The sequence below is a fragment of the Mesorhizobium sp. B3-1-7 genome (assembly GCF_006439385.1).
Lineage (GTDB): Bacteria > Pseudomonadota > Alphaproteobacteria > Rhizobiales > Rhizobiaceae > Mesorhizobium.
Window position 1 is genome coordinate 134,361 of the sequence record NZ_VFTL01000001.1, and the last position, 13,232, is coordinate 147,592.

9 protein-coding genes are annotated in these 13,232 nt (G+C 64.3%); 6 read left to right on the forward strand and 3 right to left on the reverse strand.

Annotated elements, in window-relative coordinates:
• Window positions 1–71 precede the first annotated feature (71 nt).
• Window positions 72–632, forward strand: a complete 561-nt coding sequence (locus tag FJ417_RS00640) for a hypothetical protein (RefSeq protein ID WP_246687368.1) — start codon at window positions 72–74, stop codon at window positions 630–632.
• Between the two features lie 42 nt (window positions 633–674).
• Here FJ417_RS00640 and FJ417_RS00645 read toward each other — a convergent pair whose 3' ends face one another.
• The 3 genes from FJ417_RS00645 to FJ417_RS00660 all read right to left on the reverse strand — a co-directional run bounded on the left by FJ417_RS00645 (window position 675) and on the right by FJ417_RS00660 (window position 6,007).
• Entirely contained in the window at window positions 675–1,913 is a 1,239-nt protein-coding gene (locus FJ417_RS00645; RefSeq protein WP_246680635.1) for a caspase domain-containing protein, read from the reverse strand.
• A gap of 7 nt (window positions 1,914–1,920) precedes the next feature.
• Window positions 1,921–3,012, reverse strand: coding sequence for an OmpA family protein (locus tag FJ417_RS00650; protein ID WP_140782118.1), 1,092 nt, complete (start codon window positions 3,010–3,012; stop codon window positions 1,921–1,923).
• A 445-nt stretch (window positions 3,013–3,457) separates the two neighbouring features.
• On the reverse strand, window positions 3,458–6,007 hold the full coding sequence (locus FJ417_RS00660; RefSeq protein WP_140782120.1) for a caspase family protein: 2,550 nt from the start codon (window positions 6,005–6,007) through the stop codon (window positions 3,458–3,460).
• Between the two features lie 297 nt (window positions 6,008–6,304).
• Here FJ417_RS00660 and FJ417_RS00665 point away from each other — a divergent pair, with 297 nt between their 5' ends.
• From FJ417_RS00665 to FJ417_RS00685, 5 genes are all read left to right on the forward strand, one after another.
• A complete protein-coding gene (locus FJ417_RS00665) occupies window positions 6,305–9,040 on the forward strand; it encodes a LuxR C-terminal-related transcriptional regulator (RefSeq protein ID WP_140782121.1) in 2,736 nt (911 codons plus the stop codon).
• A gap of 208 nt (window positions 9,041–9,248) precedes the next feature.
• On the forward strand, window positions 9,249–10,349 hold the full coding sequence (locus FJ417_RS00670; RefSeq protein WP_140782122.1) for a class II histone deacetylase: 1,101 nt from the start codon (window positions 9,249–9,251) through the stop codon (window positions 10,347–10,349).
• A 24-nt stretch (window positions 10,350–10,373) separates the two neighbouring features.
• Window positions 10,374–11,723 carry an ABC transporter substrate-binding protein gene (locus FJ417_RS00675; RefSeq protein WP_246680633.1) on the forward strand — a complete coding sequence of 450 codons (1,350 nt, stop codon included), beginning with the start codon at window positions 10,374–10,376 and terminating at the stop codon, window positions 11,721–11,723.
• Window positions 11,724–11,727: 4 nt separating this feature from the next.
• Window positions 11,728–12,528, forward strand: a complete 801-nt coding sequence (locus FJ417_RS00680) for an ABC transporter ATP-binding protein (RefSeq protein ID WP_140706213.1) — start codon at window positions 11,728–11,730, stop codon at window positions 12,526–12,528.
• On the forward strand, window positions 12,521–13,231 hold the full coding sequence (locus FJ417_RS00685) for an ABC transporter ATP-binding protein (RefSeq protein ID WP_140654700.1): 711 nt from the start codon (window positions 12,521–12,523) through the stop codon (window positions 13,229–13,231). The genes FJ417_RS00680 and FJ417_RS00685 overlap by 8 nt, the downstream gene beginning before the upstream one ends.
• The last annotated feature ends 1 nt before the right edge of the window (window position 13,232 follow it).

Below are 13,232 nucleotides of genomic sequence, written 5' to 3' on the forward strand. Positions count from 1 at the left end.
AAGCTAACGCTTGACCGGCTCTCGGCTAAAGGCTTGAGTGCTTGTCAGGTGGCTCTCGGGGTGTGGCAGCCATGGCCAACGAACTCGGATACAGAACCGCAAGGGATTTGTTTCTTGCCTGTCCCGCGATCGCCCGGGACATGAAATCGCCTGCCGCCAATCAACCCCCGCTGGAATTCTGCCGCGCCCTGCTCGCCGGACGCGTGCCGGAGGAGGCCGTCACGTTCTGCGCCTATCTCCTGCCCGATCGCGCCGCGGTCTGGTGGGGGCATGAATGCCTGAGCCATCTCTCAGAACTCCTTGCCGATAGGGAACTCGGATTGCTGGCGCTCGTCAACGATTGGGTCGGCGAGCCCGGCAATCCCCGCCATCGAGCGGCGCTCAGCAGTGCCGTCGATCCGTCGCCAGCGACGCCGGCTGCATGGATCGCGCTGTCGGCAGCGTGGCGTGACCCGGCCTTCGACATGCTATCGACCGGATTCCCCGCCGCTCACGCCGTCAACGCCGGGATCCTGGCGGGGCTGGCGCGCGTCTCGACCGCGGACCGCTTTGGCGTGCTTTCCGCCTTCGTCGAAATGGGCGTCCAGATGGTGGAGATGGAGGCGCAGCGGCAATCTGTCGACGCGTATTAGGGCTTTACGCCGGACAAGACTCGGAAAGTCCTTAACTCAGCATCATTTACAGCCGCCTTGCGCCCACCTGGCCAAAGCGACCTTGAAGCGGGTACCAAGCGGATGTTGCAGGCGCAGGACGGAGACGTCATTGGCGGCGAAATTCTTCGCCTGCTCGCAGAGGCGGGTCTCGTTCCACTCGTGGCAGCCGTCGCAGTGCTTGCCTTGCCAGACCGACTTGTCGAGCCCTTCGACCGGACTGAAAAGCGGCTCCCCCTTGATCAATTGGGCTATGCTCTTGCCGTCGATCGCCGGGTCGCCGAACTTGACCGGGCGATCGAAAAGGATCGGGCCGTCCGTCTCCAACTTCGGAATCTTTTCGCGCAGCGCATTGAGCGCAAGCTGGTCGTCGGTCTGGCCGGACGCGGCGCCGGTGTTGCGCGTCTCGGAGCCCGCTTCGGCCTGCGGCGCGCTTGCCTCGCCGACGATCAGCGGCGCATTGAGATCGACCCTGTGCAGGACGACCTCGGTGGTCAGCGAGACGTTGATCCAGGGGCGCTGCTTGCCGGCGGTGGCCTTGAAGACGTCGCTGGTCACCCTGTTCATCGCTTCGGTGATGGAGACGTTGGATTCGCCGACATGCTGGAGCAGCGCCGTGGTGAAGGGCGAGTGGTCGCCCGACCCGTCATAGGCAAGCTGGTTCGGGCTGGCGGCGAAGGCGACCAGCGTGCCGGCGCCGCCATTCTCGATCGGGATTTCGGCAAGGCCGCTGCTTGCGCCTTTGATGCCGGCGGCCTTCGCCAGCACCTCGGCAAGCGGGTTGTCCCGGCATGCGTCCAGGAAAACCAGTCTTATGCTCGTCTCGCGCGACATCTGGCGCAGGATGAAATCGACCGAGACGGCCTCGAAATCGAGCGAGGTCTCGTCCTCGAGCGCGGCATCGACGGGAAGCAAATAATTCTTGCCGGAGACCTGCAGGCCATGGCCGGCATAGAAGAAAAGCGCGATGTCGGCGCCCCGCACCTGCTTGGCGAACTGCGCGACCGTAGCCTGTGTCTGCTGCTTGGTGAGGTCGAAGCCGGAGACCACCTCGAAGCCGAGGTCCTTGAGCCGATCGGCCATGGCCTGCGCATCCCGCGCCGGATTGAGGAGCGGCGCCGCGTGCTGGTACTGCGAGTTGCCGAGCACCAACGCAATCCGCCGCTCGGCGTTCGCGGCCGTCAACGTCAGGAGCAAGGCCAGCGCCACAAGCCCGGCGGCGCGAAACACGTCACCGCAAAAGGCGATTGGAGCGGAATTCACCGCCACCTCAATTGGCGAGCTTGCTTGCGGAGAATTCGATCCGCCGGTTGAGCGCCTTGTTCTTGGGCGTATCGTTGGCGGCGACAGGCTTGTCCTCGCCATAGCCGGCCGAGCTGATCTGGTTGCGCGGGACGCCGTCCGCAACCAAAGCATCGGCGACCGCCTGGGCGCGCCGTTCAGAGAGCGCTTTGTTCGCCTCGGGCGATCCGTCGGAATCGGTGTAGCCGGACACCTCGACCTTGAGGGCCGGGCATTTGCCGACGACACCTTCCACCTCAGCCAGCAGCGGACGGCTCTTCGCGTCGAGCCTTGCGCTCGCCTGACGGAAATAGATGGCGCCGGTGCGCGAGAGCACGGCAAACCGGTTGAGGCACTCCTCGTCGCTGAAATTGGCTTTCGCGGCATCGGTGGCGACGGGGCCGACCTCGGCGGTGCTGGCCGCGACGGTCTGCACGGCGGCCGGCTTGCCGCCGTCGGCGGTGAAGACGAAATCGAACGACACCGAAGCGGTCGGCACGATGTTGGTCACGTTGGCGGCCTGCTGCAATTTGTCGATGTTGGGCAAGAGCCCGAAATCCTCGACATGGACCGCGACGGGCGCCTCCGAAGCGACGGAAACCTGGGTATCGCTGATCATGGTGACGACGACGCTTGCCTCTAGATCCTTGTCGACGCCATGCAGGCTGAGGCGGAATGGCAATGTCGTCTTCACCCGGCGCTTGGTCGGCAGGTCGGCGAACGCCGCCGGGTCCACCTTCGCTGTCACCTCGGCCGTCGGATAGGTGAAGGTCTCGAAAAATAGGAAGCGCATGCGGACATTGCGCAGGTCGACGCCCGTGTCGACGGAATTGAGGTCGAAGCTGATCTTGGCATCGCCGGCGGAACTCAGCGTGCCGGTGATGTTCCTGATCTTGTTGGTCTCGACGATCGTGTTCTTCTTGACCGACTGGTAGGTGAGCACCGAAGCGGACGGATCGAGCGTCCAGTTGTGCGCGGCGCTCGCAGCCTGCGATCCGAAGACCAGCAGCGCGACAACGATCAAGCCAAAAGCCGCAGCCTTGGTTAGCATTTTTCGCCAGAATGCGACGACTTCGAACATGGAACGCCCCCGCCAGGACAACCCGATCTCGATACCGGCACGTAACGGGAGCATAGAGCAATTGTCCGGGCTTGGCGAGCGGTTCAAGGTGAAGTGAGAGCGGGATCAACTATTCAGAGATCGGCTTGTCTCCATCGATCCTCGTCACCAACTGTGACCGCCTCCCGCGGAACCTCCACCTGTGCCACCTCCCCCCAAAGGCGCAATGACAGGCGGCGTTTCGTTCTGAACGGGTTCGATCGGTTTCTTAACAGTCACCTTTTTACGCTTGATGACCTTCGGTGCGGTCGTCGTACGAACGACCTTGGTTCGGTGTTTCGCTGTCGGTGCCGGCTCAATCTTAGGGGGTACGGTGGTGCACCCGGCGGTCGCCAAGACACCGGATAGCATCGTCGCGATGATTGCCTTTTTCAATGCCCTGCCCACCACCTTGTCTCCTTATTGATCAAAACAAGTCTCGACGCGGGTTGGCTTGCTCCCAGACAGCTCTCGCCGTCTTGATCAATTGGTCGTCGACCGAACCACCCGTTGGGATTTTCGATTTGAGCTCCGAGCGCAACTGCTTGAGGGCAGCAGCCTTCGGCTTTGCTCCAAATTGCGCTAGAGTTGTCTGGGCACTCGGCAGTTCGTCACGAAGATCAAGCCCCACCGCGAATGCTAGATACCGGACAGCCACAACCTGGTCGGCCTTGTTACCCTTCTGCATCTCAAGAGCTGCTCGGTCATAGGCACCGGAGTAGTCGCCGCGGGCAGTCGCCAATTCGAACAGCCTTTGGGCTTCGTCAAAATCCTGCGCCACACCAACACCGTCCCGGTACATACGTGCAAGGCTAGCAGGGGCATATGGCTGGCCAAGATCCATCGCCTTCTGGAAAAGCGCCTGCGCCTGTTTCGGATCCTTTTCAACGCCCCTTCCGGTGAGATAGTTGCGCCCCAAAAGATTCATCGAATACATGTCCTGCCGCTCTACACCCGCCTTGAGGAAGGCTACTGCGCGAGCATAATCCGCAGGCACACCATTGCGGCCATCCGTAAAAATCGAAGCAAGCTCGTTTATGGCATAGGTATGCCCCATAGCCGCGCCCTTGAGCAGCAGGTCCAATCCCTTGCTCGGGTCGCGCTGGACTCCGAAACCGTTGAACAGAGCGCGGCCCCATGCGGTCATCCCGTAAGGATCTCCCTTGTCGGATGCTGCGGAATAGAAGATGTTTGCTTTCGTGGGATCGACAGCTGTTCCTATTCCGGACGCGACGAGATAACCAAGCTCGAACACCGCGCGGACATGTCCCTTGTCGGCGGCCTCCTCGATCGCCTTCTTCGCCTCGTCGACCTTGCCGGCGGCGAGCAGAGCGCGCCCGAGCTCGTAATGGAAGCGCGCAACATCGGGATAAGCCTTCACCGCCGCCTGGCAGGCCTCCACGGCTCCTGCGCCGATCTCGTTCGGCAACAGGCCGGGGACGACGCCCTGCAGGTCCAAAGGTTCGCCGGCCCGCGTGTCGCAAGGATCGACGCTCGGCGACAGCTTCATCGTCGCCGGCTTTGACGGTGTGTTGTCGGCTATGATGTCGAAGCCAACGATCAACGGTTTTGCGGCGCCTATCTGCGGTTCGTAGCGCAGTTTATCGACTTCATCGGCCATCAGGCTCGATTGCGGCGACAAGGTGCGATCCGGCAGGGACAGCGTTCCGGTTGCCGGATAGCTCGCGAGCTTCAAGCTGACGCCGGGATCCTTGGTCGGGACATCCAGTTTCAGCGGCACAGGGCCGACGCCGACGGGTATCTTGACGTCGCGGTTGTCGATCGCTTCGGCGGCGCCGGCGATGTGGATGCCCCGCTCCATCACCTCCTGCTTCTGCTCGGACTCCAGCGAGGCCACAAGCTGCTTGCCCGCGGCGCCATCGCCATTCTTGACCCGGAACACCAGGATGCCCTGCGATCCACCGCCCCATTCGTCATGCGTCGCATAGGCCAGCATATCGACCTGGTCCTCGGCGTCGGCGCCCTTCGGCACATCCATCTGAAGCCGCGGCAGATCCTTGCCCTCTATCGGCTCGCCCGTCGCGACCGGCTTGCCGTCCAGGATCAGGCGCCCCAGCGCCGGCGGCCTTTCGATGCTGATGCTGACGGCGCCGCCGTCGACATCGACGGGCACCGGCAGGTCGAGCGCGACCGGTCCGACGCCGGACGGCACGGTCTTCTCCAGCACCGGCGGCAAAGCCGGCCGATTGGCGCGGCGCATCAGCACCACCTCGTCGATCAGCGAGGAGTTCTCCCACGGTACCTGCGCGCCCTTGGTGGCTTCGACCACATCGCGGCGGACGGCCGCCATGACCGAGCGTATCTCCTGGTTCGGCGCCAGGGCGCGGCGGGAGAAGGCGGATGAAAACGGGCTGAGATCGCCGGAGCCGTCATAGGCGACCGCGCCGGGCTCGGTGGCGAAGGCAATCAGCGTGTTCAGCGAACTTTTCACCTGCGCAAGGCCGGTGCCGCCGGCCGCGATCAACTGGTCGCGCAACCAATAATCCTTGCGCGGGAACGGGTTGTTGCGGCAGGCATCGAGGATGATCACCTGGATCTTCGATTTGGCGCGCAATTGCTGCAGGACATCGTCGAGCTTGACCGCCTGGACCTCGATGTCGGCCGCAGCCTTGAGCGACGCATCGACCGGGATCAGGAAGTTCTCGCCGCCAATCTGAAAGCCGTGTCCCGAATAGTAGACGACCGCAAGATCGGCGCCGTCCGCCGCCGCGAGATAATTGCGGAATTCCTTCTCGAACTGGAGCTTGGTCAGATCCTTGGCGACGAACACATCGAAGCCGGCCAGCCGGAACGTGCTCGACACGTCTTCCGCATCCTTGTCGGGATTCTTGAGGGCCGGGATTTCGCGGTATTCGGAATTGCCGATGACAAGCGCAACCCTTCGATCGGCATGCGCCTGCACCGTCGTGAGGCCCACGAGGATCAAGGCTGCAATCAGCGCGCAGCGTCGCAGCATGGCAAAATCCTTAACCGCTATGACCTGTCGGCCACAAGAACGCAGCTTGCGACGCGGAGGTCTGTTAAAGAGTTCACAATCCGCCCAGGCAGGATGGAACCCTTGCACTAACGACAGGATGCATGCGTATCGTCCAATCCGCCTGAGATTACCGCAGCGGCTTCGGCACCGCAACGGCAGAACGGATTCGCAACAACGAACCGGATCGCGATCATCGACGTGCTCCCAGCCCGACCATTGCCTCCGCGCCGCACTGCGCGTTTATTAAAAGCGCCGAAAGCAGCAACCGAGAACCAGATGCTGATAGAGACGAAGCTCCAGCCGCCTCATTTGCGCGACGCCCTGGTCCGGAGGCCGCGGCTGCTGCGCACGCTGGACGCCGCGACGGCGGGTAAGCTGACGTTGGTGACGTCGCCTGCCGGTTTCGGCAAATCGACCCTGCTCTCGCAATGGGCGGCCGGCATATCCGGCGGCATCGCCCAGGTCGCCTGGCTGTCGATCGACCGGCTGGACAATGATCTCGCCCGCTTCCTCAAATATCTTGCCGCCGCCTTCCACTGCGTCGACCCCGATATTGCCGGCAACGCGGAATCGCTGATCGACTCCAGCCCGGTGACGCCGGTCGATTCCATCCTCACCGCCATCATCAACCAATTGTCGCGCCGCGCCGCGCCGATCTACCTCGTTCTCGACGACGCCCATCTGATCGTCTCCAGCGAGATCGCCGCCTGCATCAACATGCTGGTCGCCTATGCGCCGCCGGCCTTGCGCATCGTGCTCGCGACCCGAGGCGAACTGCCGCTCGAGCTCGCCCATATGAAGATGAAGGGACATGTCGTCAGCCTCGGCGACAGCGACCTGCGCTTTTCGCTCGACGAGACCGAGGACTATCTTGCCAATGTCTGCGGCCTCGACCTCGCCGTCTCGGCCGTGGTGGCGCTCCACCACAAGACCGAAGGCTGGCCGGCCGGCCTGCAGCTGGCCGCATTGGCGCTGGCGCATGAGGGCTCACGAGAAGCCTTCATTGCCGAATTTTCCGGCAGCCAGCGCGACGTGGCGATGTTCCTGACCCACGACGTGCTCGCCCGGCAGGCGCCCGAAATCCAGGATTTCCTGCTCAGGACCTCGATCCTCGACCGCTTCTGCCTGGGCCTCGTCGAGGCGGTCTGTCCCGGACGTGACTGCGCCGCGGCACTGGCGACCATCGAGCACTCGAACCTTTTCCTGATCGCGCTCGATTCCACGGGACAATGGTTCCGCTATCACCACCTGTTCTCCGAATTCCTGCGCGACAGGCTGGATGCCTGGGCGCCGGAGGCACGCAAGGACCTGCATCGCGCCGCCGCTGCCTGGCTGGCGGCCCGGGGCCATATCTCCGACGCGGTCGACCACGCGCTTGCCAGCGGCGATGCCGACCATGCGGCGCGCCTGGTTGAGGAATGCGCCATGCCGCTCACCATGCAGGGCCACATCCCCAAGCTGACCGAGTGGCTGAACCAGCTTCCCCCGGACCTCATCACCGCCCGCCCTCGCCTGCTGCTTGCACGTGTCTGGGCGCAGTTCCACATGAGCCGGCCGCGCCAGGCGGTCCGCATGCTCAAACAGGCCAAGACCCTTGTCGGGCAGCTTTCCGAGCGCGGCGAGATCGACCGCGCGACCACCCGCTCGCTCAAGGCCGAATTGCAGACGCTGACGGCCGGCGTCGTCAGCGCCACCGACCGCTCCCGCACCGCAATCCGCGTCGCCTCGCGCTGGCTGGCGGACTTTCCCGAAGACGAGCCTTTCGCGCGCGGCACGCTCGCCAATATCTGCGCCTTCAGCCACTATTCGCTCGGCGAGCTGGACGCCGCGCGGCTGCGCAGCCTCGCGGCGCGCGACCATCACGCGGCCGCCAATTCCGTCTTCGGCATCGTCTATTGCGACCTGTTGCTGGGGCTGGTCGAGATTTCCGCCGGCAACCTCGCCGAGGCCCACCAATTGCTCGACCGCGCCTGCCGGCTGGCCCGCGAGCGCCTCGGGTCGGGTTCCTACACGGAAGCGATGACGGCGATCTTCCATGTCGAGCTCGCCTATGAATGGAACGACCTGCAGGGTGCCGAGCGCATCCTGCACCAGCACCGGCAGGTCATCGAGGAATGCGGGCTCGTCGTGCACGAGATGGCGTGCAAGCTGCATCTGGCGCGGCTCTCCGCCGCGCATGGGCGACATGACGAGGCCATCGTCTTCCTCGAACGCGCCGAACGGCTGGGCATCGAGAAGCGCTACCGCCGGCTGACGGCCGCCGCGCTGAACGAGCGGGTGCGGCTGCTGTTGTCGCGCGGCGACGTCCGTGCCGCGCGGCTGGCGTTGCGCTCGCGCGGCATCGAGCCTTCGGCCGAAAGCCGGCCCGCGCCGATCCATCCGCTCGACGAATATGCCCATATCGGCGCCGCGCGCGTGCTGATCGCCGAGGGCCACCCGGCGAAGGCCATCGCCGTGCTCGACCGTATTGCCGAACGCATGCGGCGCGATGGCCGCCTGCGTGGCTTCATGCAGGTGCGGGCACTTGTCGCGATCGCCGCGCACAGCGCGGGCGAAACGCTGCTGGCGCTGGCGGCGGCGGTCGACGTCGTCACCCTGGCGCTGCCACAGAACGCATTGCGCTCGCTGATCGATGAGGGCTTGCCGATGCGCGAGGTGCTCGAATTCGCCCGGGCACGAATTCCGGCCTGGTCGCGCAATTCCAGCACTGCCACCTTTGTCGACACGCTTCTGCGCGAGCTGGGCAAGACCGCGCCCGAACGCGTGCGCCCGATTGCAATCGCCGGCAGGAAGCAGATGCTGAGCAGCAAGGAAACCGATGTCGCCGCCCTGCTTCTGCGTGCCTACACAAACCGCCAGTTGGCCGAGACGCTGTCCATGGCGCCCGACACCGTGAAATGGCACCTGAAGAACATATTTGGCAAGCTCGGCGTCTCAAGCCGGACGGAAGCCGTCCTCAAGCTGAAGGAAATCGGGCTCGACGCCGCCACGGAGCGGCAATTGGCGGGATAGAGCGGTTCACCGTTTCACGGAAACGGTGAACCGCTCTATCTCTTTAATTTTACGCAATTCCGTACGGAAAACCGTCCACACTTTTCCTGGAATTGCTCTAACCACCCGAAAGGGTGGGCTCAAAAAGACCACCCATTACCCGAAGGTGTCGGGACAGCGCCAATGTAGCGGGCCATCATCCGGTCGAAATACGCTGGGTGGGAGCCGCATGGCGACGGGTTTCGTTTTCCACGAACTTTATCTTTGGCACAACACCTGGAACTGGAACCAGGTCTTTCCGCCGAGCCTGACGGTTCAGCCCGGCACCCATGCCGAAAATCCCGAGACCAAGCGGCGCCTGCGCAACCTGTTGGAAGTGAGCGGCATCCTTGACCATCTGGTCGCCATCAAGCCGCGGCGCGCCACTGTCGAGGAACTGTCGCGGGTCCACACGCCGGCGCATATCGCCAGGATCAGGGAGATCAGCGACCGTGGTTATGGCGACGCCAGCTCGCTGACGCCGCTCGGCGCCGGCAGCTATGAAATCGCACTCCTGGCAGCCGGCGGCGCCATCAAGGCGATGGAGGCCGTCATCACGGGCCAGGTGGACAACGCCTATGCACTGATCCGTCCGCCGGGCCATCACGCCACCGCCGATGTCGGCATGGGCTTCTGCCTGTTCTCGAATGCGGCGATCGCCATCCGCCATGCGCAGCAGCTGCACGGCCTCACCCGCATCGCCACCGTCGACTGGGACGTGCATCACGGCAACGGCACGCAGGCGATCTTCTACGACGATCCGAGCGTGCTTTCGATCTCGCTGCATCAGGACAATCTGTTCCCGGCCAATTCCGGTGCGATCGGCGAAAATGGCGAGGGCAAGGGCAAGGGCTTCAACATCAACGTCCCGCTGCCGCCGGGGTCTGGTCCCGGCGCTTACGCCGCGGCGTTCGAGCGCGTGGTGATCCCGGCGCTGACGCGCTTCAAGCCGGAGCTGATCGTGGTGCCCTCGGGCTTCGACGCTTCCGGCGTCGATCCGATGGGGCGCATGCTGATGAATTCCAGCGGCTACCGCAGGCTGGCGCGCATGCTGCTCGACGCGGCGCGCGAGTTGTGCGGCGGGCGCCTGGTGATGACGCATGAGGGCGGCTACTCCGAAATGTACGTGCCCTACTGCGGCCTGGCCGTGATCGAGGAGCTTTGCGGGCACCGCACGGGCGTCGAGGACCCGTGGGATCAACTGATGGGACAATGGGGTGGAATGTCGGCGCAGCCGCATCAGACGGCGATCATCGACCAGGCGGCCGAACTGGTCAAAAACATAAACTGACAAAAACCTATAAGGGGAATCGAGATGAAGCGCAGTTCGAAACTCACCACGCCGAATGTGGTTGCCGGCTCTCGCCGCAACTTCCTGATCAAGGGCGGACTTGCGACCGCCGCGACGCTGACCGGCATGCCGGCCATGCTGCTTGCGATGAACAACGAGGCGCGCGCCGAAGGCGACCCGATCCCGGTCGGCCAGTGCGGGCCGACCACCGACTTCGCCGCGCCCGACGGGATAGAGTTCAAGAACGGCCTGACGCTCGCCTGCGAGGAGATCAACGCGCTGGGCGGCATCCTTGGCCGGCCGCTCGAACCTTCCTTCGAGGACACCGGGCAGATGGGCGACGCCACCAACGTGCAGGCGGCGCAGCGCCTCGTCGACCGGCATGGCGTGCACGCCATCCTCAACGGCTACAATATCGGCTCGGGCGCCGCGATCCAGGAGGTCGCCGCCGACAACGGCATCATCTACGTCCACTACGACACCACGATCGGCCACAACAATCTGGTGAAGTCCAACCCGGACCGCTACTGGGGCTCGTTCCAGGGCGATCCGGCCGAATACTGGTACGGTCCCGGCTTCCTGAAGTTCCTGCAGGGACTGGAGGAGAACGGCGAGTGGAAGCGCAAGAACAACAAGATGGCGGTGATCCTGTCGGCCGGCGTCTATGCCTCCAACATCGCCAACGCCGTCAAGGAACAGGCCAAGAGCTATGGTTGGGACATAAGCCTGTTCGAGACCGTCAGCGTGCCCGCTTCGGAATGGGGACCGACGCTGGCCAAGATCCGCCAGGATCCGCCAGCGGTGATCTGCATCACCCACTTCCTGCCTGCCGATCTCGGGCAGTTCGCGCTGCAGTTCGCCTCCAACCCGACGCCGAGCCTGGTCTATATGCAATACGGCCCGTCGATCCCGGCCTTCCGCGATATCGCCAAGCAGGCGGCCAACGGCATCATCTACGCGACCGTCGTCGGCGCACTGCAGGACGAGATCGGCACCGCCTTCGAGAAGCGCTACAAGGAAAAGTTCGGCCCGAACGCAGGCCACAATTCCGGCGCGCAGCCCTATGACGGCGCCTATGTCTGGGCGACTGCCGCGGCGCTTGCCGGCGGCACGGGCGAACCCGGCAACAACGACCAGAACCGCAAGGTCGCGGCCCGGATGAGCACGATGATATGGCGCGGCGTCACCGGCACGACCCGTTTCATGCCGCTCGAAAACGCCGCCTACACCTATCCGACCCAGGTCAACGATTCATCGCTCGGCATGCCGCATCAATTCCTGCAGATCCAGGACTACACCAAGGGTCCCGGCCTGATCGCGCCGGCACCTTACGGCACGGCCAAGTTCATGATGCCGCCATGGATCAAGGCCTAGCCGGATGACGGGAGACGCCGCCGCGACGCCATTGCTGTCGTGCAGGCATGTCGGCAAGTCCTTCGGCGCGCTGGCGGCGGTCCGCGATCTGTCCTTCGATGTCGGGGCTGGAGAAATCCTCGGCATCGGCGGACCGAACGGCGCCGGCAAGACGACGCTGTTCGAGGTGATATCGGGGCTGAACCCGGCCACCACCGGCGCGATCGTGCTCGACGGCCAGGACATCACCGGGCATGCGCCCGAGCAGATCTGCCATGCCGGCGTTGCCCGAACCTTCCAGCTCAATGCCGGCTTCGACAGCATGACCGCGCGCGAGAACGTGCTGGTCGGCGCCTATTTCGGCCGCAGCAACCGGGCCGTGCCGACGCTGCGCGCCGGCCGCGCGGCGCATGAGGCCGCCGATGCCGCGCTTGAAATACTGGGCATCGCCGACTGCGCCGACAAGGTCACCGGCAAGCTGCCGGTGCTTGACCGCAAGCTCTTGATGATGGCGAGCGCCATGGCGACGAAGCCGAAACTGCTTCTCATGGACGAGCCCGTCGGCGGCCTGACCGCACGCGAGGTCGACCGTGTGATGGACGCAGTGCGCGCCATCAAGGCGGCGGGCGTCACCATCATCCTCATCGAGCATGTGATGCGCTTCCTGGTACGCCTCTCCGACCGCATCATGATCATGCATCACGGCGAAAAGATTTTCGAAGGCCTGCCGACAAAGCTTCTCGACGACCGCACCGTCGTCGACGTCTATCTCGGCCAGGGCGCCTCCGAGCGGCTGCGCTCCTTCATGGAAACCACGCATGGCTGAGGCGGCGCTCGAGATCGTCGACGCCAGCGCCGGCTATGCCGGCCGCATCGTGCTCGACGCCATCAAATTGTCGGCAAGGAAGGGCGAGCTCACCGCCATTGTCGGCCCCAACGGCCATGGCAAGAGCACCCTGCTCAAGGCGATTTCCGGACTGGTGCCGGTGACGTCGGGCGAGATCCGCCTCGACGGCCTGCGCATCGACCGCCTGCGCCCCGATCAGATCGTCGAACGCGGCGTCATCCAGGTTCCGCAGGGCGACCTGCTCTTTCCGGCGATGACCGTGCACGAGAACCTGCTGATGGGCGCCTACGCCAACAGCGGCGGACTGGCCGAGCGGCTCGACTTCGTCTTTGCGCTGCTGCCCAAGCTGAAGGAGCGTCGCAACCAGACCGCCGGCACGCTTTCAGGCGGGGAGCGGCGCATGTGCGGCATCGGCCGCGGCTTGATGGCGGGCGGCGAGGTGCTGATGCTTGACGAGCCCTCGCTGGGACTGGCGCCGATCGTCATCGAGCAGATCTACGAGGTCATCTTCAACCTAAGACGCGAGGGCCGCACCATTCTTCTGGTCGAGGAGAACGCCGAGCGGATCGCCGAGCATGCCGACATGATCCACCTGCTCGACAATGGCCGCATCGCCTGGTCGGGCCTGGGCGCGGAACTGATGGCGCGCCCGGAAATCGTCGAAACCTATCTCGGAGTGTGAG